Annotated in this window: 27 protein-coding genes; 24 read left to right on the top strand and 3 right to left on the bottom strand. The window is 41.2% G+C overall.

The genetic code is table 11. The features are described 5' to 3' along the window. Positions 1-76 precede the first annotated feature (76 nt). From IE339_RS18910 to IE339_RS18860, 11 genes are all read left to right on the top strand, one after another. Positions 77-637 (top strand): 5-formyltetrahydrofolate cyclo-ligase, encoded by a 561-nt coding sequence (locus tag IE339_RS18910; protein WP_242170122.1) that lies wholly within the window; start codon positions 77-79, stop codon positions 635-637. Beyond that, a complete protein-coding gene (locus IE339_RS18905) occupies positions 627-1,406 on the top strand; it encodes a DUF92 domain-containing protein (protein ID WP_242170120.1) in 780 nt (259 codons plus the stop codon). Before IE339_RS18910 ends, IE339_RS18905 begins: the two co-directional genes overlap by 11 nt. Next, on the top strand, positions 1,403-1,993 hold the full coding sequence (mobA, locus tag IE339_RS18900) for a molybdenum cofactor guanylyltransferase (protein ID WP_242170118.1): 591 nt from the start codon (positions 1,403-1,405) through the stop codon (positions 1,991-1,993). The genes IE339_RS18905 and mobA overlap by 4 nt, the downstream gene beginning before the upstream one ends. A gap of 77 nt (positions 1,994-2,070) precedes the next feature. Beyond that, complete coding sequence (locus IE339_RS18895) at positions 2,071-2,253, top strand: hypothetical protein (protein ID WP_053402125.1); 183 nt, start codon at positions 2,071-2,073, stop codon at positions 2,251-2,253. Between the two features lie 77 nt (positions 2,254-2,330). Further along, complete coding sequence (locus tag IE339_RS18890) at positions 2,331-3,860, top strand: rhomboid family intramembrane serine protease (RefSeq protein ID WP_242170116.1); 1,530 nt, start codon at positions 2,331-2,333, stop codon at positions 3,858-3,860. 92 nt (positions 3,861-3,952) lie between these two features. Beyond that, on the top strand, positions 3,953-4,156 hold the full coding sequence (locus IE339_RS18885; protein WP_053402127.1) for a YqgQ family protein: 204 nt from the start codon (positions 3,953-3,955) through the stop codon (positions 4,154-4,156). A 7-nt stretch (positions 4,157-4,163) separates the two neighbouring features. After that, entirely contained in the window at positions 4,164-5,138 is a 975-nt protein-coding gene (locus IE339_RS18880; protein ID WP_242170114.1) for an ROK family glucokinase, read from the top strand. 163 nt (positions 5,139-5,301) lie between these two features. Then, complete coding sequence (locus IE339_RS18875) at positions 5,302-7,158, top strand: LTA synthase family protein (protein ID WP_242170112.1); 1,857 nt, start codon at positions 5,302-5,304, stop codon at positions 7,156-7,158. A gap of 98 nt (positions 7,159-7,256) precedes the next feature. Beyond that, positions 7,257-8,132, top strand: coding sequence for a M14 family metallopeptidase (locus IE339_RS18870; RefSeq protein ID WP_242170110.1), 876 nt, complete (start codon positions 7,257-7,259; stop codon positions 8,130-8,132). A gap of 72 nt (positions 8,133-8,204) precedes the next feature. After that, positions 8,205-9,317 (top strand): YqgU-like beta propeller domain-containing protein, encoded by a 1,113-nt coding sequence (locus IE339_RS18865; protein WP_242170108.1) that lies wholly within the window; start codon positions 8,205-8,207, stop codon positions 9,315-9,317. Between the two features lie 125 nt (positions 9,318-9,442). Beyond that, positions 9,443-10,549: an alpha/beta hydrolase gene (locus tag IE339_RS18860; protein WP_242170106.1), complete on the top strand. Its 1,107-nt coding sequence runs from the start codon at positions 9,443-9,445 to the stop codon at positions 10,547-10,549. A gap of 55 nt (positions 10,550-10,604) precedes the next feature. Here the strand turns inward: IE339_RS18860 and IE339_RS18855 are convergent, their stop codons facing one another. After that, entirely contained in the window at positions 10,605-10,778 is a 174-nt protein-coding gene (locus IE339_RS18855; RefSeq protein WP_242170104.1) for a DUF2759 domain-containing protein, read from the bottom strand. 222 nt (positions 10,779-11,000) lie between these two features. Between IE339_RS18855 and IE339_RS18850 the strand changes: the two genes are divergently transcribed. Continuing rightward, positions 11,001-11,633, top strand: a complete 633-nt coding sequence (locus IE339_RS18850; RefSeq protein ID WP_242170102.1) for an MBL fold metallo-hydrolase — start codon at positions 11,001-11,003, stop codon at positions 11,631-11,633. Between the two features lie 25 nt (positions 11,634-11,658). Then, positions 11,659-12,765, top strand: a complete 1,107-nt coding sequence (locus tag IE339_RS18845; RefSeq protein ID WP_242170098.1) for a class I SAM-dependent methyltransferase — start codon at positions 11,659-11,661, stop codon at positions 12,763-12,765. Between the two features lie 32 nt (positions 12,766-12,797). Here the strand turns inward: IE339_RS18845 and IE339_RS18840 are convergent, their stop codons facing one another. Beyond that, positions 12,798-13,040 (bottom strand): DUF2626 domain-containing protein, encoded by a 243-nt coding sequence (locus IE339_RS18840; protein WP_053402135.1) that lies wholly within the window; start codon positions 13,038-13,040, stop codon positions 12,798-12,800. A 108-nt stretch (positions 13,041-13,148) separates the two neighbouring features. Then, positions 13,149-13,844 carry a helix-turn-helix transcriptional regulator gene (locus tag IE339_RS18835; RefSeq protein ID WP_242170096.1) on the bottom strand — a complete coding sequence of 232 codons (696 nt, stop codon included), beginning with the start codon at positions 13,842-13,844 and terminating at the stop codon, positions 13,149-13,151. Positions 13,845-14,036: 192 nt separating this feature from the next. On the opposite strand from IE339_RS18835, the gene IE339_RS18830 reads away from it, so the two are divergent. The 11 genes from IE339_RS18830 to moaA all read left to right on the top strand — a co-directional run bounded on the left by IE339_RS18830 (position 14,037) and on the right by moaA (position 20,334). Beyond that, positions 14,037-14,423, top strand: coding sequence for a Spx/MgsR family RNA polymerase-binding regulatory protein (locus tag IE339_RS18830; RefSeq protein WP_242170093.1), 387 nt, complete (start codon positions 14,037-14,039; stop codon positions 14,421-14,423). A 138-nt stretch (positions 14,424-14,561) separates the two neighbouring features. Beyond that, positions 14,562-15,623, top strand: coding sequence for a competence type IV pilus ATPase ComGA (comGA, locus tag IE339_RS18825; RefSeq protein ID WP_242170091.1), 1,062 nt, complete (start codon positions 14,562-14,564; stop codon positions 15,621-15,623). After that, a complete protein-coding gene (gene comGB, locus IE339_RS18820) occupies positions 15,616-16,653 on the top strand; it encodes a competence type IV pilus assembly protein ComGB (protein WP_242170089.1) in 1,038 nt (345 codons plus the stop codon). The genes comGA and comGB overlap by 8 nt, the downstream gene beginning before the upstream one ends. A gap of 9 nt (positions 16,654-16,662) precedes the next feature. Further along, on the top strand, positions 16,663-16,962 hold the full coding sequence (gene comGC, locus IE339_RS18815) for a competence type IV pilus major pilin ComGC (protein ID WP_277933919.1): 300 nt from the start codon (positions 16,663-16,665) through the stop codon (positions 16,960-16,962). Next, positions 16,919-17,386: a competence type IV pilus minor pilin ComGD gene (comGD, locus tag IE339_RS18810; protein ID WP_242170087.1), complete on the top strand. Its 468-nt coding sequence runs from the start codon at positions 16,919-16,921 to the stop codon at positions 17,384-17,386. The genes comGC and comGD overlap by 44 nt, the downstream gene beginning before the upstream one ends. A gap of 13 nt (positions 17,387-17,399) precedes the next feature. Beyond that, the gene (locus IE339_RS18805; RefSeq protein ID WP_242170085.1) at positions 17,400-17,702 is read left to right on the top strand and encodes a hypothetical protein; all 303 of its coding nucleotides are present in this window, start codon (positions 17,400-17,402) and stop codon (positions 17,700-17,702) included. After that, positions 17,699-18,124 carry a competence type IV pilus minor pilin ComGF gene (gene comGF / locus IE339_RS18800; RefSeq protein ID WP_242170083.1) on the top strand — a complete coding sequence of 142 codons (426 nt, stop codon included), beginning with the start codon at positions 17,699-17,701 and terminating at the stop codon, positions 18,122-18,124. The genes IE339_RS18805 and comGF overlap by 4 nt, the downstream gene beginning before the upstream one ends. A 4-nt stretch (positions 18,125-18,128) precedes the next feature. Then, positions 18,129-18,506, top strand: a complete 378-nt coding sequence (gene comGG / locus IE339_RS18795) for a competence type IV pilus minor pilin ComGG (protein ID WP_242170081.1) — start codon at positions 18,129-18,131, stop codon at positions 18,504-18,506. Position 18,507: 1 nt separating this feature from the next. Further along, positions 18,508-19,002, top strand: a complete 495-nt coding sequence (locus IE339_RS18790) for a shikimate kinase (RefSeq protein ID WP_242170078.1) — start codon at positions 18,508-18,510, stop codon at positions 19,000-19,002. A gap of 37 nt (positions 19,003-19,039) precedes the next feature. Further along, a complete protein-coding gene (locus tag IE339_RS18785; protein WP_053402146.1) occupies positions 19,040-19,237 on the top strand; it encodes a YqzE family protein in 198 nt (65 codons plus the stop codon). A gap of 77 nt (positions 19,238-19,314) precedes the next feature. Beyond that, positions 19,315-20,334, top strand: coding sequence for a GTP 3',8-cyclase MoaA (moaA, locus tag IE339_RS18780; protein WP_242170075.1), 1,020 nt, complete (start codon positions 19,315-19,317; stop codon positions 20,332-20,334). Positions 20,335-20,428: the final 94 nt, after the last annotated feature.

Below are 20,428 nucleotides of genomic sequence, written 5' to 3'. Positions count from 1 at the left end.
TATAATAGTTCAGTTAAGAGGATGAAACAGATATAATGGAGCTACGAATACGTACAGCTAGAGGAGAGTGAACAAAGTGAAAAAAGAATTGCGAAGCGCGTTCAAAGCCCGAATGGATGAAATGACGACAGAGGAACTTCATCGCTATTCCGTGCTCATTACAGAGCGTCTAGTAAACAGCTCATTTTGGGAGAACTGTCAGGTCATTGGATGTACGATCTCTGGTCCAAAAGAGGTTTCAACGTTGATGCTTATTGAAAAGGCGTGGGAGCAAGGGAAAGACATTGTTGTCCCTAAGTGTCACCCAAAAACGAAGGAAATGACGTTTCATCGCCTTACATCCTTTGATCAACTCGAAACAGTCTTTTACGGGTTAAAGGAACCAATTGTTGAAAAAACAACCAAGGTTGAGGCAGCTCAAATCGATGGAATGATTGTTCCGGGATTATGGTTTGATCACAGCGGGTATCGTGTTGGATACGGAGGCGGCTATTATGATCGCTATTTAGTTCATTATCCTCACAGAACGACCGCTCTGGCGATGGACTGGCAGCTGGTTGATTCCGTTCCTTACGAGCAGCACGATGTTCCTGTTCACCAAATTGTCACGAATGAGACGGTGCTTTATGTGGATTGACCTTTTTACCTATGTCATAATCGGAGTAATTGCTTATGCTGGCTATCGTCTTCGTGCGTTGACGATAAGCGGAGCCGCTGCTGCTTTCATAACGGGCGTGGCGATCTCGATCGGAGCCGGAATACAGGGGCTATTTATTCTCGCACTCTTTTTCGGAACATCCACTCTTTGGAGTAAATACAAAAAACAGCAAAAGAAAGCTGTGGAGGAAAAACTCGAAAAAAGCGATGCAAGAGATTGGGTTCAAGTATGTGCTAATGGAGGAATTGGGACGCTGTTCGCCTTAGTCTACCGTTTTACGGGTCATTCGCTTTATGAGTGGATGATGATTGTCAGCTTCGCGGCAGCAAACTCTGATACGTGGGCATCTGAAATCGGATCACTCAGTAAAAGCAGACCGTTTCATTTACTTCGTTTACGAGTGGTAGACCGAGGAACATCGGGTGCGATCTCCGTGCTCGGTACATTCGCTGCTGTTGGAGGAAGCGCTGTAATTGCCTGTGGTGCTTTTTACGCGTTTCCGTCCGTTACATGGCGTGTGGCTCTTTTCATCGCGCTGTTTGGATTTATCGGAAACGTGATTGATAGCGTACTAGGCGCAACCGTTCAAGTGAGCTATCGCTGTCAAGTATGCGGGATGGAGACAGAGCGTAAAGAGCACTGTGGATCTAAAACGGTCTATGCACGTGGAATATCATTCTTAAACAACGATGCTGTGAATGCGCTATCTATTTTATTTGGTACACTAATAGGAGGACTATTCCTATGAATCAACGAACTACTGTAACAGGCGTCATTTTAGCGGGGGGAGAGTCAAGACGATTCGGCTCACCAAAGGCACTGGCGAAGTTTGGGAATCAAACGTTCATTGAGAGAGCGGTACAGCTTTTGCAGGAGGAAGTGGATTCTCTGCTAATTATTGCCCATCCAACGATTGCCTCGACTATTCAGAAGCTGCTGCCGTCTGTCACTGTGATTACAGATGTGCCTGCTCATGCAGGAAAGGGGCCACTTGCTGGTATTTACACGGCGATGGACCATGAAAACGCTCATTGGTATTTTGTGATGCCCTGTGACATGCCTTACCTTTCAAAGGAAAGTATTCGTACGTTCTTTTCACATCAGCGTACCGAGCACGATGCGGTGCTAAGCTGTATACATAATCGAACACAGCCTCTTGTAGGCTTGTATCATGGACGAGTAAAAACAAAGTTAGAAGATTGCTTGTCTCGTCACGAGCTGCGTGTCATGAAGGCGCTAGATCTTCTAAACGTACACTGGTTAACCGAAAAGCATTTCGATACAAACGTGCAACGTGAATTTCAGAATATCAATACTCCTAATAGCGTAGGGTAACTTTTAAAATTGAATAGTGAATCATGGATAAATGAACCTAAATGGTGGCAGAGTAATGGTAAAAGGAGGTTATAAGCATGCAAAGATTCCTTTTACTGCTGCTAGGATTTGCGGTATTGCTCGTAGGCTTTCGCTTTCGCTACCGATTCGTCAACATCATCTTAGGAAATCCATTTATTCGAGGCTTGGCGGTAAGCTCATTTTTCAAACTTCCATTTGTGCGTGAGAAATTGCTAAACCAAGTGTTTCGCTATTCGTAAAAGAAAAAAGAGACCTGTAGGGAGTATACCTACGGGTCTCTTTTTTTGTAAACGAAACTTGATGAAGAGGTGATGAAGTGAGCAGTAGGCAGGAATACATGTATTGGCAAACGGTAAGAAAGCTTATTCATGAAAAGAAGTATTCCGTGTTGTCAGTTGCAGAAAACCTTTCTGAAATTTGGCTAGAATCCAAAAAGGAAGCGCAGATCGTACGCGTCGTTCGACATACGTTCAACTGGGCGAACGAAATGGAGCATGATGCAAATCAAGTTTATTACGTAGCAGATACATATCGAAAGCGCAGCATGAAGCGCAATCTACGTCTTGTTAATATTTATATCTCGGATCATGAGCCTGTGAATGATTGGACGGATGTAATAGGTGCTAAAAAAGCCGATCACATTCAAGTTCAAACATTTTTAATAAGCAGAGCAGAACGAGAAAGCTATGAGGACTTGTACCGTCAGCTTCAACTATCGTTATTCATTCCAGAAACGGACGAGTTAGACAGTGACATACGAGCGTTACAAATGGAAGTTGTGGACGGAATTAACGAGGAGAGGGAAAAAGAGAAGAATTTATTTAATTACTCTAAGCCTTTCTTTTCGTATCTCTTTTTAGCCATTCAAATTGTGATGTATCTGGTGTTGGAATTAAACGGGGGAAGTCAAGATAATAATACACTCTTAAAGTACGGTGCTAAATTCACGCCTTATATTTTAGCAGGAGAGTGGTGGCGTCTTGTCACACCGATTTTCTTACACATCGGATTTCTGCATCTACTAATGAACAGTTTCGCTTTATACTCCATTGGTCCGCTAGTAGAACGTATTTATGGTCGAGCACGCTTTGTTTTTATTTACTTACTAGCAGGAATCACCGGAGTGCTTGGAAGTATGGTATTTAGTACCTCGCTTTCTGCAGGTGCTTCCGGCGCGATCTTTGGGCTGTTTGGGGCACTGCTGTATCTAGGCGTTCAGCACAAAGCGCTCTTTTTCCGCACGATGGGTGTGAACGTTATTGGCATTATCGTGATTAACTTAATTTACGGATTTAGCGTGTCTGGCATTGATAATGCGGGTCATATTGGTGGAATGATCGGTGGCTTTTTAGCGGCTGCGATCGTGGCTCTGCCGAAAGATCGAAACAAAGCCCTACAAATTGGCGCATTTGTTGTTACGGCTTTGCTTGTTGGTGGATCGCTCGTGTATTCCTACAGTGATCAAAATTTAGTGAAAAACGAAGATATGGCTTTTCAATCCACTCAGCAATATGTATCGGAAAACAAATACGAAGAAGCATTAAAAATTGTGAAGCCTTATGAAGATCGCCATATTAAGAGTGGAAAGATGATGACGGCCCTTGGCGTCATTGAATTTCAAAAGGGAAATATAGACGCGTCTAGAGAAGATTTAGAAAAGGCGATTAAATATGATCCGTCATTTGCTCATCCCTATTATGTGCTAGGTGTGATTTATGCAAATGAAGGAGATCTTACTAAAGCAACAGAGTTTGTTCAAAAGGCAGTAGACCTAAATCCTGACGCAGAAGGTTACCAAGAATTACTAGATCGACTTAAACAAGAAGCGCCACAAGGAAATTCCTAATAGGGCTTAAGATTCTATTCTTGACGAAGGGATAGATTCTTTTATACTCTAGTAATGTACTAGTAGCTTATGAAGCATTGATAGGTGACTAAATGAAAACTTTTTATGATGTCCAACAACTTTTAAAAACATTTGGTATCTTCGTCTATGTAGGCGATCGTATCGCTGATTTAGAGATAATGGAAGATGAGCTGAGGGAGCTATATAGCTCTCAGCTTCTTGATGTAAAAGACTATCAAATGGCAATCTTAATCGTTCGACGTGAACGACAACTATTAAAAGATAAAAAGGGATGAATATACGATGGATGAAAAATGGTTAGTAGGTGTCGACTTAGGTGGCACAACAATTAAAATGGCGTTTATTAATTACTACGGTGAAATCCTTTACAAATGGGAAGTTCCAACGGATAAAACTGAAAATGGACGTAAAATTCCCATTCAGATCGCAAAAGCAGTTGTAACAAAGCTAGAAGAAATTAATGAACCAAAAAGCAGACTTCTTGGTATTGGAATTGGAGCACCTGGTCCGGTCAATGCCGCAAACGGTTCCATTGATGTAGCGGTTAACTTAGGGTGGAAAGATTTCCCGTTAAAAGACATTTTAGAAGTGGAAGTAAACCTACCTGTTGTCGTTGATAACGACGCAAATATTGCTGCAATCGGTGAAATGTGGAAAGGTGCCGGAGAAGGCGCGAAAGAATTGCTAGCGGTTACGTTAGGTACAGGCGTAGGCGGCGGTGTGATTGCGAATGGTCAAATCGTTCACGGTGCGAACGGCGCAGCTGGTGAAATTGGTCACATCACATCTATTCCAGAAGGTGGCTCTCGCTGTAATTGTGGGAAATCAGGCTGTTTAGAAACGATTTCATCTGCTACAGGAATCGTTCGTGTGGCACTTGAAGAAATCGCTAACACGTCTACACCAAGCGTGCTGAGAGATTTGTATAACGATGAAAAGCACTTCTCATCTAAAACCGTATTTGATGCTGTAAAAGAGAACGATCCATTAGCTCTTAAAGTAGTGGATCACGTAGCGTTTCACTTAGGATTAGCGTTAGCAAACATTGCAAACGGTTTAAATCCTGAAAAAATCGTAATTGGTGGCGGCGTATCCAAAGCTGGCGACACGCTTTTAAAACCTGTTACGGCATACTTCAATAAGTTTGCGTTCCCACGCGTCGCAGACGGTGCGGAATTAACCATTGCAACGCTTGGAAATGACGCAGGTGTCATTGGCGGAGCGTGGTTAGCTCGCAGTAAATTTGGCGTAAACTAATCGAAGCTTTGGCGAACTCCTTTCATAGGAGTTCGCCTTTTGTTTTTTTATGACCATGATCCGAAAAAACATACAAATGATGTAAGAAATGAGCGCATTAAGGTCATTCTATATAAGATACCTTTCTGAACGAAGCAGAGAGAAGATCGGAAGGAGGAGACCTATGCGCTTAAAAAAGGATGTACGAAAATTTTCTTTTTTAGGATTCGCTGCATTATTACTTTGGATTAAGACTTATATTGTGTATAAAACATGCTTTGATATTGATATTGAAAACTGGCATCAGGAACTTATTTTATTTATAAATCCGCTGAGCTTTTTACTTATTCTATTTGGCTTCTCGCTCTTTTTTAAAAGTCAGCGTGCTCACCATCGGTACATAATTATCGCAAGCTTTCTTGCGTCATTCGTATTAGCGGCGAATGTGATCTTTTATCGCTTTTTTAACGATTTTTTGACGCTTCCTGTGCTGTTTCAAATGAGCAATATGGGAGACTTAGGAGGAAGCGTTGCCGAGCTTTTAAATGTTAGTGATTTTCTTTTATTTAGTGATGTCCTTCTTTTATGGGCTGTGAGCAGATGGAAGCGAAAAGAAACAACGCGTGCTTTTCATGTGCCTTTGAAATTGAAAGCAGCTTTTTATACGTGTGTACTAGTCGTATTCAGTACGAACCTAGTGCTATCTGAAGTAGAGCGCCCGGAGCTCTTAACGAGGACATTTGACCGAGAAATCCTAGTGAAGAATCTTGGCACGTACAATTATCACGTGTACGACGCGGTTCTTCAATCAAAATCAAAAGCACAGCGAGCGCTTGCTGATAGCAGTGAGCTTGTGGAGATTCAAAATTATATGCAAGGAAATCGTGAAGAAAAAAAGGATTCATTGTTCGGCGTGGCGAAGGGTAAAAACGTAATCGTCATTTCAATGGAATCCACGCAAAGCTTTGTGATTAATCAAAAGGTCAATGGCCAGGAGATTACCCCATTTTTGAACCAATTCATAAAAGAAAGCTACTACTTTAATCAGTTCTATCACCAAACAGGGCAAGGAAAAACGTCCGATGCTGAATTTTTAGTGGACAATTCTCTTTATCCGCTCGGTCGCGGATCGGTCTTTTTTACGCATGCAGGCAATAAGTATTATGCAACGCCGACCATCCTAAAGCGCCATGGCTATTATTCAGCAGTTTTACATGCGAACAATAAAAGCTTTTGGAATCGCGATATGATGTATCCACAGTTTGGGTACGATCGTTTCTTTTCCCTAAGTGATTATGATGTAACGCCCGAGAATTCCGTAGGATGGGGACTGAAGGATATTCCGTTTTTTGATCAGTCAACGGAGTATTTAAGGTACATGCCGCAGCCGTTTTATGCTAAATTTATTACGCTTACCAACCATTTCCCATTTCAGTTAGGCGTGGAGGATCAGTATATTGCACCTTATACGTCTGAAAGTAAGACATTAAACCGTTACTTTCCAACCGTACGCTATACGGATGAAGCGCTCAAGCATTTCATTACGAAGCTGAAGCAAGATGGTTTGTATGATAACTCCATCATTATCATTTACGGAGATCATTATGGTATTTCTGACAATCATCAAGTGGCAATGGGACAATACATGGGGGAAAAGGTGACACCTTTTTTATCCACACAGCTACAGCGCGTACCGTTTATTATTCATATTCCAGGAGACCGCTATAAGGGGACGATTACAAACGTAGCGGGACAAATCGATATTAAGCCAACCATTTTGCATCTGCTCGGCATTTCTGATGAGAAAGATGTTCGGTTCGGTCATAATCTGTTTTCCCTTCCTGCTAACAACGTGACGGTTCTACGAAATGGTAGCTTCATTACAAACGACTACTTATATACGGATACAAAGTGCTATGATCAGCATACGAAAAAAGAAGTTAGCAAAAGCTTCTGTAAGCCGTACATGAATCAAGCGAAAAAAGAACTCGAGTATTCCGACAAAATTATTTATGGTGACTTACTTCGGTTTTACAATTAATGATATAGACCGATGAATAGAAACGTGCGGGAAAAACTCATGAAATCTCCTTCATTTAACATATAAATAAAAAAAGATGTGAATGAGGTGAGGAGAAAATGACCCGCATTACAAATTCAATGATTCCCTATACGTATGAACGAATGGTTCACGATTTGTATGTATTGCAATACCGCTATCCATTTATGAAGCTTGAAGTAATTGGGAGGAGCGTCCTTGGCTATCCGATCTTTCACGTATTGCTCGGCAAGGGTGAGCGCTCTGTTCACCTAAACGGATCGTTTCATGCAAATGAATGGATCACCACAAATGTTCTGATGCAGTTTATCGAAGAGTATGCAGAAGGAATGAAACAAAGCGAGGAACGTGACGGAGGTGTGACGCTATCGATTGTACCGATGGTGAATCCTGACGGCGTAAACTTAGTGCTGAACGGGCCTCCCTTAGTTGAACCCTATTACTCTCTTGTACAATACGTCAATCGAGGCTTTGATGACTTTACAGGATGGAAAGCAAACATAAGAGGCATAGACCTGAACAATCAGTTTCCCGCTTATTGGGACGTTGAAAAAGAACGGAAAATTCCAAAGGAGCCTTATCCCCGGGATTATCCTGGTGAAGAGCCGTTAACAGAGCCTGAGGTACAGGCAATGGCGGAGCTCACGAAGCATTATCAGTTTGATCGTGTAGTTGCTCTTCATACCCAGGGCAAGGAGTTTTATTGGGGATATCTTGGCAAAGAACCCGAAGAGTCAGAGCGAATTGCGTCAAAGCTTACAGACGTAAGCAGCTATAAGTCCGTGCGAAATGTCGACAGCCACGCAGGGTATAAGGATTGGTTCATTCATGAGTGGAGCCGGCCAGGTTTTACGCTTGAGCTTGGAAAAGGTGTCAATCCCCTCCCGCTGTCTCAGTACCCGGAGATATATCGTGAAACACGGAACATTCTTTTGGCTGCCATTCACACAAAATAAATCGGATATTGCTGTTTCAATTGGGATTCCTGTGTTAGCATATAGAAGGACAAAAATTAAAGGTGAGTAAACGTGAAAAAACGATATATCCTATATGCTTTTCTATTAATTGTCGTACTCTTAGCAGGGTGTGAACAATCATCTACTAAAAAAGATCCTCAAAAACAAGATCAGTCGACTACGCATCAAACAATACAGAACGTGAAACCAATTTCTGTACAAAATTCGTCTTTCTATACATTTGCTGATTGGTATGATAATCGCCACGTGTTTTACATTGAAAACCATAACGGGATATCAACGATCTTTTTATATGATCTATACAACGGAAGTAAAAAAGAGTTTTTCAAAACGCCTCAAAAAGTTATTACGCTGCAAGCGAATCCTTCACATACGAGATTCGTTCTTTATACAAGCAAGTCAGATGAAGAAGCATCATTGCTCTTTTTGGATAAAAAGGGAAACGAAATTCACTCCGTTACTCTTCATTCGTTTGATATTCAATATTCCTGGAATCCGACAAAGCCAAGCGAGCTCATCGTTACAGGTTTTGGAGAAGATTGGTCGTTTAATACGTATTTAATCAATATCCACAAGCATACGAAACAGAAAATCGACATTCCACAGCCGTTTGCACAGTGGTTGAACGGTGAAGAGGTGGTGTATCTAGATTGGAAGAAGGATCAACAAAGCCTTCAGGCACCTCTTTGTAAAATGAACATGAAAACAGGTAAAACGACAACGCTTGAAAAAGGAATTGGCACGTTTTCCATGTTTCCAGAAACGCTTCTAGCGGTAAAAGCAATGGAAGACTCAGAGAAAGAAAAGAATGGGACGTATCAGTTTTATTCCTCCAAGTGGCACAAAATGAAGCAGTTTTCTGCGCCGGTGCTTTCCAACTTCTCAGGCTGGCTACTTCCTTACAGTCAGTTTGATTCTCGTCAAAAGGTCTTTTACACGTACGTTCCGTATCAAAAGGGAGATGCAAGTGAATACAAAGGCGGCTTTGATATGGTGTCGTTTTCACTTAAAGACGGTAAAATGAAACGACTTTTTAAAGGCGTAGACAATATTCCTTTTAAACTATCACCTGATGGAACGATGGCGTTATATGGCTATCAGTTAGAAGAAATTATGGATTTAACCGGAAAAGAGAAGCGGATTCTCGCTAATTTCAGCTCATAAACGAACGAGGCACATGCGATGACATGTGCCTTTTTTAGTTATCGTTTGAATGTATTCTGAAAATTATGATATGTTTATCTTAGTAACGAAACAAGAGAATGATATGGTGAGATGGGAGGAATCACATGAGCAAGCAATTAGGATATAAAGACGGAGTAGATTGGTTGAAAAACACCTCCTCACAAGGAGAGTTTGGAGACGTTTCTTTCTGGGAAAAGCCAATTCCAGATACGAAAAAGAGCGGTGAGCTAGATCCACGGGTGTATGAAATGAAGCAGAAGGAACGTGCAGCTAGAGAAGAAAAAAAGAAAGAATCAGCTGAAGACGTCTCGATTGAGGCTATTCGTGAGAGTATGGGATTTCCAAATACGGATGTGACAACGTCCGCGATTCAAGTCCACTATACGTTTGCTCGTGGACGAAGCGGTGACATTCCGATTCGTATTTATACGCCACCGCAGGAAGAGAAAAAACCGGCAGTCGTCTATTTCCACGGAGGAGGGTTTATCGGGGGAAGTGTCGATGTCGTGGAAAATGCCTGCAAGTGCTTGGCCGAACGTGCAGGTGCTGTCGTCATTAACGTTGATTACCGGTTAGCACCTGAACATCCGTTTCCAGCTGGGCTACACGATTGCTATGACGTTGTTTTATGGGTTCATGAACATGCAGACAAGCTCGGTATTCACTCAGGAGCAATTAGCGTAGCGGGTGACAGTGCAGGAGGAAATTTGGCGAATGGCTGCTCTGTTCTTGATCGTAATTCCGGCAAGTCAATTATTCAATTTCAGGCTCTTATTTACCCGGTCGTTCTGCTGGACCGAAAAAACGATCAGCTGTTTCAGTGGGATGTCAGCCATTATGACATTCAAAATGAGGAACATAGAGACCTCATTTTAGCGGACTTAATCGGAATGGAAAGTGGAGGAGAGCTGCTAAGCCGTTTGTATTGCAGAGATTATCCCGTCACTGATACCCTTTTATCACCACTGCTTGCAGAGCGTTTAGAGAGTCTACCAGACACGTTGATTGTAACATCGGAATATGATTATCTGCGCTTAGAGGCTGAAGAATACGCCAAGCGACTTACAAAATCAGGCGTTTCAACCTCTGTTATTCGCTACAAGGGGATGGATCACGCGTTCATCGATAAAATGGGCGTCTACCCGCAGGCAGAAGATTGCATGGAAGAGATTGCGAAGGTTGTTCGGAGCATCGGAAGCGTACGAAAATAGAAAAAAGACAAACCTGAGGGTTTGTCTTTTTGTATGTGCACATTCTGAAGAAGTATTAGTGAACTGCAGGATATCCGCTATTAATGACGGTCATCACAGTGAACCATCCAAATACGGCAAGCGTTGCAACTGAAAAAGCTAGGCCGAGAAAGTTTTTATTGCGGAACGCTGAGACGGTTGCAAATAATCCAAGAAGAGCTATTAAACCAAAGATAATGACAGTTCCCATTATGAGTCTCCTTTCAATCAATAGTTAGCGCTTTCTTTTCGTCGATGAACATTTGCAAAAATTTTCTAACTAGTATTTATTTTAAAGGTTTTCCTATATCTTGTCGAGGTGAAAAATGCCTTTTTATTGTAGGGAGAGAAGGTCAAGATGCGAACGGTTTTCTAAGAAGTGGGCTTTGTAGTAAAATGTGAAGTAATACATAGTGAAATTGGAGGAGAACACATGAAATATATTCGTATTCCGCTAGGAGCCGTACAAACAAACTGCTATTTTCTTATTAATGATGAAAAAGAATGCTTAATCGTCGATCCAGGAGGCGAAGCACAAAAAGTGTTTCAAACAATTGAAAAGCACAAATTAAAGCCGCTTGCCATTTTATTAACACATGCTCACTTCGATCATATCGGAGCAGTGGATGAAGTGCGAGAGCGCTACAACCTTCCTGTACATTTGCACCGACTAGAGAAAGAATGGCCAACAAATCCTGAGCTAAACGGCTCTCGCTTTTTCCCACTAGGCGAAATTACCGCAAAACCAGCAACCGATCTCATCCAAGGAGAAGGGATGAAAACAATTGGTGGCTTTACGTTTCAGATTTTAGAAACGCCTGGACACACGCCAGGAAGCGTATCGTTTTACTTTGCAGAGGAGCGCTGGGTCGTATCCGGCGATGCTCTTTTCGCTCGTAGCATCGGCAGAACTGATTTACCAGGAGGAAATGAACCACAGCTGTTGAAGTCTATTCATGATAAGCTCCTGACGCTTCCAGAGGATACGCTTGTGTTATCTGGACACGGTGAAGAAACAACGGTAGAAGAAGAAATGGACGGAAATCCGTTTTTGAACGGATTTTAAATCAGTGAACTAAAGGGGAGTGCCAATGAATGACATTTTGAAACAGCAAATTCGAAATGCTCCTAGGCAATGCATCACATATGCAGCGTATATGAACACCGTTTTATATCATCCTCAGTGCGGCTATTACATGAAGGAACGTGAAAAAATAGGCAGAAGCGGGGATTTTTTAACGACCAGCCACTACTCCCCGGTGTTTGGAAAAGTAATGGCAAGGCTATTTGCAAGGCTTGTAGAAGAGGAGATTGTTGCACCAGAGATTTGTGAAATAGGTGGAGGAGACGGCGCTTTTTTTAAAGCCGTGCTAGATGAATGGAAAGAGGTGTCACCGCACACGTACGGTTCCCTTCGCTATCATGTGATTGAGAAAAGCCCGGACCACAGGGAACGAGCGGAGGATGGTCGCGTTCAGTTTCATGATCACCTCATGGCCTTTTTTGATCATCGTTCATTTCATGGAATCATTTTTTCAAATGAATGGTTTGATGCGCTTCCTGTACACGTTGTACAAAAGCTAGACGGAGCGCTTTATGAGGTGTTTGTTTCCATGACGGAACACGATGAGTTAATCGAGGTCTATCATCCGTTAGCGAACGAAGAGATCGCAGAGTATATGGAAGTATACGACGTCATGCTATCTGAACAGCAGCGCATCGAAATTCCGCTCGTCATGCTCGAGATGATCACCTATCTCGCAGAGCATACAGAACGGGCAATGGTGTTCACCTTTGACTATGGGTATGTAAAGGAGGAATGGGAAACGCCAGAGCGTCATAGCGGCAGCCTCAGGGGATACTTTAAGCATCAGCTTGTTGACGACCCGCTGAAGCATCCCGGTGATATGGATCTGACCTCACACATCCCATTTCATACGCTTATCGAAAAAGGGAATGAGGAAGGACTTCAGCTCGTTGATTTTTTACGTCAGGATCAATTCCTCGCAGAAGCTGGATTATTAAAGCTACTCGTTCCAACGGTGAATCCTGATCCGTTTTCTCGTGAAAGCAAGCAAAACCGTGCCGTGCGTCAGCTCGTCATGGACGGTGGGATTAGCAGTTACTTTCACGTATGTTTGCAACAAAAAGGTCTTTCCCTCACAAGTGAAGAGTGGAAGAACCTTCTTCATCAATAAAAAACAGCGGAAGCAAATGCTTCCGCTGTTTTTTATTCCCCTTGTCCTGGGATCATCATGAATGTCGACCAGTACGTGAAGCCAACGAAGAAAACGGTCAAATAAGCGCCAAAAACATAGATATACATGCGCTCAGATAATTTTAAGAAACTTAAAAAGACAAAAAAACCAGTTTGACCGAGAAAAAGTAGAGCCGCCTTTTCCATGTGTCCAAGATAGAACATAACAGCAAAAATAGCCGTCCAAAATCCCAATACACGGTACATTCGTTCCACGCTGTTCTCCCCCTTTTACAGAATTCCCCTTGTGTAAAAGTCCTCGTATGTAAAATGCTCCCTTAATTATAAAGGAAAATTCACACAATTGTAAATAAGCGTTTTCATTTAATTAATCGAAGAAAGTGTATAGGCATATGTGTGAGTGCATTCTGGTACGGGTTCAACTGCTGTAAGAGAGCGATCAAAAAAGATAGCGTCCACAATTCCCTGCAAAAGAGACACGTGAAATTCCTTTGGAAGATCGTCATTTGAAAAGGAAATCTCCTTAAACAACGAATTTTGAACAGAAAAAACAAGCTGTTCATGTTGTTCATCGAAAGCAGCCGTAAACCCAAGACTTCCTGCGGCTTCCACAAATAAAATTTTTTTCTTATCAATTGATAAAGGACGGCTAGATTCAATACTTTGAGGGTAATAGAGTGTTACGTAGTTAATTCCAAAATCATACGCATACGCAAATAAGGCTTCATGCCCAACTTCACCTAGTGAATCGAGCGCTTCAACGGCGATAGAGGCGAGGAGTTCGTAGTTGCGGGTTGGGAAGGATAGGTGGATGGGCTTTTCAGCTAGCTTATACAAGCGACTAGGACGACCTCCGTTCGGAGATTGATACTTTAGTGAGGTAAGTAGCTTTGCTTGTTCAAGTTTTGTTAAATGTAAACGTGCAACGTTTGGGTGTATTTTGAATTTTTGTGAAATTTCTTGTACAAGCGAGCCATTTGGAACTTGTGATACATACTCATAAATGTGAAAACGCGTAGGATCTGCAAGGGCCTTTGTGATTTTTAAAGTAGCTTTCATACGTGATCATCTCCTATAGTGTCAATTTTTCCCATTATAGTTCAAATGTCATGAATATTAAATACTACATGAGCGATTTAAAAGGAATGTTAAAAAAAATTCACAAATAGGATCTAAAATAGTATACAAAACTTATACAAAAGGTGTACAATACATTTAACAAAGATTATACAAACTAATGGAGGCGAGAAAATGGAGAACATAACTTTTTATACGTATCCAAGTTGTACATCATGTCGGAAAACAAAAAAATGGCTGTCAGAGGAGAAAGCGAAGGTAGAGGAAAGACATTTGTTTCGTGAAACGCCAACGTACGAGGAAATGATGCACCTCTTATCATTAACGACTGAAGGCATTGATGAACTACTAGCAAAAAGAAGCCAAGAGTATAAGAGCTTAGATGTGGATGTAGAAGCAATGAGTTTATCAGAAGTTGTACAACTAATGATTGAACAGCCACGCTTACTTAGAAGACCTATTTTAACAGATGGGAAAAAACTTGTTGTGGGTTACAATGAGTCAGCGCTTAAAAATTTAGTGAAGCGTAAAATGCGTGAAAAAGAAATGCGTGTAGTTTAAAAAGCGACCATAGGGGTCGTTTTTTTTAGTGTTTTATAAAAATATGGAAGGAATTTGTCAATAAATGTAGAAATGTATGTTTTAGAAGCGAACAACTGCATGCTTCTTTACATCTAAAATGCAAGGGAGGGGTAATATTTGCAAGAAATTGAACAGCTAGCTGAATATTTGATTACAGACGCTTATCGACACAGAGTGTCAGACATTCATATTTTACCCAGAGAACAAGACGCTATTGTACAATTTAGGGTGGGATATGATTTAGTATTTAAGGAGTCTATGAGCAAGCGAATATGTGAACGTCTCATTACTCATTTTAAATTTTTAGGGGGGATGGACATAGGAGAAAAAAGAAGACCGCAAAATGGCGCTTTAAAAATTTCAATTCAAGAGGACCATATTAACCTTCGTTTGTCCACGCTTCCAACAGCTTATGAGGAAAGTCTTGTTATTCGAGTACTTCCTTCTAACCATCTCACACCACTTCAAAAGCTTTCTTTATTTCCAAACACAGTTACAAAACTCATCGCACTCCTCAAATATTCACACGGTTTATTAATCTTCACAGGGCCAACCGGCTCCGGAAAAACAACCACTCTTTACACGTTACTTGAAGAATCCAAAAATATGTTTAACCGAAATATTATTACACTTGAAGACCCTATTGAACGTAGAAGTGAAGGAGTTATGCAGGTTCAGGTTAATGAAAAAGCAGGTATCACCTATACGACAGGTTTAAAGGCAATATTGCGCCATGATCCAGACATTATAATGGTAGGTGAAATACGTGATGCTGAAACAGCACAAATTGCTGTACGCGCTGCGTTAACTGGTCACTTGGTTTTGACTACTATGCATACAAGAGATTCGAAAGGTGCTATCTATAGATTGCTTGAGTTTGGTGTTTCCTATCAAGAAATTGAACAAACGTTAGTGGGAGTGGTCGCTCAACGTCTGTTAGAAATCTATTGTCCACTTTGTGGGGAGCCTTGTCATCCTGTGTGCAAGCGTAGCCGAAAAAATAGACAGGCAAGCATTTATGAAATCTTAACAGGGAAAAATTTAATGTCGGTTCTTCATGAAGTAAATGGAAAAGAGTCCTCGTATAACTATAAAACATTGAAGGATGCGATAGTAAAAGGTATTGCTCTAGGATATGTACATGATTCAAATTTGAGTAGATGGGTGCGTAATGATTAATAGAAACCAGAAATGGAAATTGAGTGAGCAGTCGATTTTTCTGCTACGATTATCTGATTTGTTAGGAAAAGGTTATACGTTATCAACCGCGTTAGAGTTTTTACAATTCCATTTTCGACCACCATTAAAGCGAGATTTACAGCAGTGTTTAATTAAGCTCAAAAGTGGTCACTCACTGCATGAAGTCCTCCGTGATCTTCACTTCCATAATCATGTGTTAGGGTATTTGTTTTTTGCTGAATATAGAGGGGAGCTATCATTTTCTCTGAAAGAAGCAGGCCGAATGATGACGGAAAAAACAAAACAAAAACAGAAATTAAAAAAGGTTATTCAATACCCATTGTTTCTTTTGGTGTTTTTAGGCATTGTGATGATCATTATGAGTCAAATTCTTCTTCCTCAATTTACTTCTTTACAAGGATCAATTGAAGATAACGAAAACTCCTTTTCTTCCATTTTTTTAAGTGTTTTAGCTTACTTGCCCATAATAATGATTTTAGCACTCGTTTTTTTAGTAATACTTTGCCTCTTTTACGCTCTGTGGTTTCGCAAAAGATCTCCCTTGTTTAAAATGAGATTTCTTTTCTACCTTCCCTTCCTCCGTTCCTACCTTCGAACGTTCAACGCTTATTTCTTTTCCTTTCATATGAGCAATTTACTTAGAGGAGGATTATCGGTTTATGAATCTCTTTCTCTATTTGAGAAACAAAGTCACTTTCCTTTTTTTCAATTAGAAGCGCATGATTTAATGCAGAAACTTTCTGAGGGGTACTCTCTAGAAGAAATCTTTCAGGAAAGAAGATATTATCAAAAAGAACTTACCTATATTATTTCACACGGGCAAAAAAATGGAAATTTAGGTCAGGAACTTTCCGATTATAGTGAACTATTGTTACAAACACTGCACGCCAGAATTATGAAAGTTTTGGGATACATTCAGCCTTTTATGTTTTCAGCCATTGGGATTCTTGTGCTACTCATGTATCTTTCCATCATGTTGCCAATTTTTAATACGATGTCGTCATTATAGGAGGTAATTATGAAAGAAAAAGGATTTACTTTAATCGAGATGCTCGTTGTTATGCTAGTAGTTACAGTTTTGCTGCTCGTGATTATTCCTAATGTGGTTAAAAATAAGGAGGTCATTAATACGAAAGGATGTTCAGCATTAATTAAAACCGTTCAATCACAAGTAGAAGCGTATGAGATTGATAATCGCAAAATACCAACCCTAGAAGAATTAAAAACAGAGGGTTACCTTAAAGGGGATGTTAAATGTCCTGGTGGGCAGGAGATTGCGATCGTGGACGGAGTGGTTCAGCAAAGTGGCAGCAAGTAACCAAAAAGGGTTTACTCTTCTGGAAATGCTGCTTGTTTTAATGATTTTGCAAGTCATGGCGGGAGTATTGCTTCTTTCTGTAAAGCCTGTCATGCAAGCATATCGATTGCACTATTTTTTCAAGCAATTACAAACTGATATGTGGTATGCCCAGCAGGTAGCTATTAATAGTGAGAAAAGTGTAGTACTCGTATTTCTGAATGCCGAGTCAAAATACTTGATGTTATCAGGAGGCAATCTGATTATGACACGAAACTACGAGAAAGATGTGACTCTTCAAACAGAAGTTATACAAGGAAGGGTATCGTTTCTACAAGATGGCAACGTCGATAAGAGCGGCACGATCATTGTAAAGAATCATGAGAAAAAATACAGAGTAGTCGTGTTAATAGGACGTGGAAGATTTTATGTGCAAAAACTCTAATGGATATATGCTTTTGGAAACAATGGTAGCATTCTCCGTTCTACTTCTTTTAACCCTTCATCTATTCCCTCTCTATACACACATTCGAATAGAACGAGACAACCAAGTAGCAATCAATACAGCTGACCGGCTGCTTCATGAAGAAATATTGAATTACAAATATGATGGAAATGAGGGAAGCCCTTCTACAGTTATCCATAATCAGCGCACATACAACCTGTCATGGGAGTCGAGCGGACGGGAGCTAAAAGGATGCATTAAATGGGAGGATAAATTAAATCGTGCAATGGAAAGGTGTGATTATATTCTTAAATGAAAAATCAAAAAGGGTTCACCTTGCTAGAGATGTTAATTAGCTTGTCACTATTCTCGTTTCTTATTGCCTTTCAGCCGTTACTCATGAATTTAATAAAACAGTTCCATCAAGCTGACGAGACGATTGAGCTACAGGAGTGGGAGATATTTATCCAGCAACTTACCTTTGATCTAAGGGAAGCTACTGAGTTTCGCATACAGGAGCAGAAGCTTCTTTTAATCACAAAAGACAACCTAGCCGTTACGTATGAGCGTTATGGAAATAAAGCACGAAGACAGGTAGATGGAAGAGGACATGAAATTGTTCTTCAAGGAATAAAAACCATCGTCTTTTCACGGTCTACCGCAGGAATCACGGTAGCGACCATCGCGCTAGATGATCGTCATTTTAAACAGCGTATTAGCTCTTTTGTTGGAGGATAGTAATATGAAAGCTTTTTTTATTCTTCCCACTACAATGATCCTCGCATTTCTCACCATCTTCCTCGTTACTCAGCAGCTCCAGCCGTACATTAGTGAAAAACTCTTCTACAAAGAAGCAGAGGAACAGTACAAGCTCAACCATCTCCTAGAAAACGGCCTGACCTCATTAAAACGAGATATCACCTCTCAATCATTCTCACCACAGCATACCTACCGTTTCCAAAACGGCACTGTTTCTTACACTGCTACCGCAGACGAATTCTCATATTCCATTGAAATTACCGTAAAATCGGCTCATAATAAACAATATCGTGCATGGGCGAAGCTTCGTAAGATAGACGGAGTCGTCATGGAATGGAAAGAAAAGCATAGGAGTGAGTAGGATGAAGTCGGTATACATCGTAGGATTTATGGGAGCAGGAAAGACGACCATTAGCGATGCGCTAAAAGCAAAGCTACAGTGTCAGGTAGTGGACGTGGATCAATATATCGTGGAAAAAGAGGGAAGAACGATTGCGGAGATTTTTGAGCGTGACGGAGAAGCGTTTTTCCGTAATCTTGAGCATCGTTATTTGAAAGAAATTCCAACGGAAGATGTGATCGTCTCCACTGGTGGCGGGATGTTCGCTGAGGAGCGAAATCGTACGTTTATTAAAGAGAACGGAATCAGCATTTATTTGCATGCGGATTGGAATGAGATTCGAAGCAGAATTCAAGGAGATACGGGCCGACCGCTTGTACAGGAGCATTCGTTAGACGGACTTCAGTCGCTTTTAGAAAAGCGCAGACCGTTTTACGATCAGGCGGATTTTACGGTCGATACGACGGGTCGTACGGTAGAAGACATTTGTACAGAGGTGCTTGGGCTGATTAACTAATTTTCCCCTTGGGCATACTAAGCCTGAGGTGATGAAGATGTCATCAACAAATGACTATGTAAAATTCGTAACGCAGCAATTGGTTCGCTATATGGATCAGCCGAAGGAAGAGCGTGTCCAAAAGCGGATCGAGAAAAAAGAAGCGCAGCAGCAGATGCAAGACCCACTTGCAAATCGTTGGTTTGGCGTGCTTCCAAGCTACTTTTCCTTATGGCTTGGGAAACATCGGAAGTAGGCTCAATCTCTATACATTACAGGTCGAATGTGCTAGAGTTAAATATACTTTTAACTTTAGGAGTGACTACTTTCGTTATGAAAGAGCAAGATATAGTACGTGATGCTTATAATCGTAGTCTCCATGATTTGCGTATTTCGGTTATTGATCAGTGTAATTTTCGCTGTTCATATTGCATGCCGGCAGAGATCTTTGGGAAAGATTACGCCTTTTTAAAAGGAGAACAGTTACTAACATTTGATGAAATTGTTCGTGTCGCTACATTGTTTGCGGACATGGGCGTGCGAAAAATTCGATTAACAGGCGGGGAACCGCTTTTACGTAAACAACTAGATGAATTAATACGTCGTTTAACGAAAGTGGACGGCATTGAAGATATTGCGCTTACGACCAACGGCATCTTTTTGCCAAAGTATGCGGAGAAGCTAAAAGAAGCGGGACTTAGTCGTGTGAACATTAGCCTTGATGCGATTGACGAAGAGATGTTTAAAAAAATGAACGGCCGCGGCGTCGGCATTCATCCCGTTTTAAAAGGGATTGAAGCTGCTGAGAAAGCCGGCCTACAAATTAAAATGAACATGGTCGTTCAAAAAGGTGTCAATGATCACCAAGTACTGCCGATGGCTCGTTTTTTCAAAGAAAAGGGCATTACGCTGCGCTTCATTGAGTTTATGGATGTGGGTGCGACAAACGGCTGGAGCATGAAGGATGTTCTCACTAAGCAGGAGATGCTTGAGATGATTGGTGCTGAAATGCCCGTTAAAGCCGTTGATCCACATTATGTAGGTGAGGTGGCGAAGCGCTACGTGTATGAGGATGGTTCAGCAGAGATTGGGTTTATTAGCTCGATTTCAGATGCATTTTGTAGTGACTGCTCGCGCGCACGTATTTCAGCAGACGGTCAGCTTTATACGTGTCTGTTTGCGACAAAAGGGCATGACGTCCGTTCATTGCTGAGAGATGGTCACACAGACGAAGAGCTTTCTGAGCATTTGGGTATGCTATGGAACAAACGAGATGATCGTTATTCAGAAGAACGTAATCCGGATAAGGTGTCTGAGCGTTCTAAAATTGAAATGTCTTATATTGGTGGTTGATGTGAACCGTCTGACAACATAGCTTGTCAGGCGGTTTTTGTTTTGCTGATTTCTTCTATATTTATCCATGATCTTCGGGTATAATTCAGCAGAG

The organism is Priestia koreensis (genome assembly GCF_022646885.1).
Classification (GTDB): Bacteria; Bacillota; Bacilli; order Bacillales; family Bacillaceae_H; genus Bacillus_AG; species Bacillus_AG koreensis_A.
Note: the sequence above shows the minus strand (reverse complement) of the source record. Positions and strands in the feature narration are given on the sequence as shown.